The sequence below is a fragment of the Shimia litoralis genome, assembly GCF_005518135.1.
GTDB classification, from domain to species: Bacteria; Pseudomonadota; Alphaproteobacteria; order Rhodobacterales; family Rhodobacteraceae; genus Shimia_E; species Shimia_E litoralis.
Map to the genome: position 1 here is coordinate 1 of NZ_SULI01000065.1, position 1,162 is coordinate 1,162.

A 1,162-nucleotide genomic window follows, 5' to 3' on the forward strand; every position below is an offset into this window, starting at 1 on the left:
CTTGTATCCATTCAATCGGGTTGGATACATCTTAGCACGCTGTCCGAATTTGCCGGACCACTTCAATCACGGCGCGTTGCCACGTGGTAAGCCGCTCTGACGGCTGGGTCCAAGCGTCGAATACGCCTTTGTGTGTTGTTGTCTTTGGGTGTTCCTAGAAACGAAGAAAGCCACCCTGAGGTGGCTTGTTCTAGGATACTGGTTGCGGGGGCTCGATTTGGACTATAGCGAGATTTAGATGAAAAGCCGCGCCAATAGAAGCAAATTCTCGCGAAGGCCCAGAGCCGACCCCGACGACTAAAACTTCAAATATCCGGTTTCAGCAAAACAAGCGCGCTCGGAACGTTGCCAGTCTGGAAAAATGCTTGCTTGATAGATGTCTAAAGCACTAATTGGTTTAAGCAGTTAATGGAGCAGCTTATGAGCAACAACCGATTTCTGAGAGCATATGGTGATACGGATTTTATTACCGGTCTTCGTGCGCTTGCCGCAACGATGGTCGTAATCATTCATTCCGGAGCTTTTATGGGCTGGGGATCGGTAGGCAACGCGATGACCGGTGCCGGTAAATACGGCGTGGACATTTTCTTCGTCATTTCTGGGTTTACTATCGCCAAAACATTCACAGAAGCGAGCAGCTATCGTTCATATTTGACAAGGCGAATAATGAGAATTGTGCCGCTCTATTATGTGCTAATTTCTTTCGCAATTCTTGTTGTTGCCGCTGGCCTGATGAACCCATCGTATTGGATGCTGAGGTTTGGAGCGGAGCCCGACCTCTACAATTGGATTATGCATCTTAGCATGTTGAGTTACCTTGATTACCGAGTGGCAAATTCCGTTTTGGGCGTGGAGTGGTCAATACCTATTGAAGTATTTTGGTATATTGCTCTGCCTTCAATGCTTTTTCTTTCAAAGTCTCTCAAAGGAGCCGTCGCGACAATGTTCGTTTTGGCAATACTTACTGCGGCTTTCTCATACGCATCAAAAAAGTATTTGGGTACGAGCCTTCCCATAAAATGGACGCCTATTTCTCAAGGGCATTTGTTCTTCTTGGGCGCTTGGGCTTTCTTTTTTCGTTCACGTAATGTGGAGAAATGAAGTGGTCCGGCAAATTCGGACAGCGTGCTAAGATGTATCCAACCCGATTGAATGGATACAA

The 1,162-nt window shown here is 46.9% G+C and carries 1 protein-coding gene; it reads left to right on the forward strand.

Annotation, left to right across the window (positions count from 1 at the left end):
• Nucleotides 1–420: 420 nt before the first annotated feature.
• Complete coding sequence (locus FAP39_RS17345; RefSeq protein ID WP_171006918.1) at nt 421–1,101, forward strand: acyltransferase family protein; 681 nt, start codon at nt 421–423, stop codon at nt 1,099–1,101.
• Nucleotides 1,102–1,162: the final 61 nt, after the last annotated feature.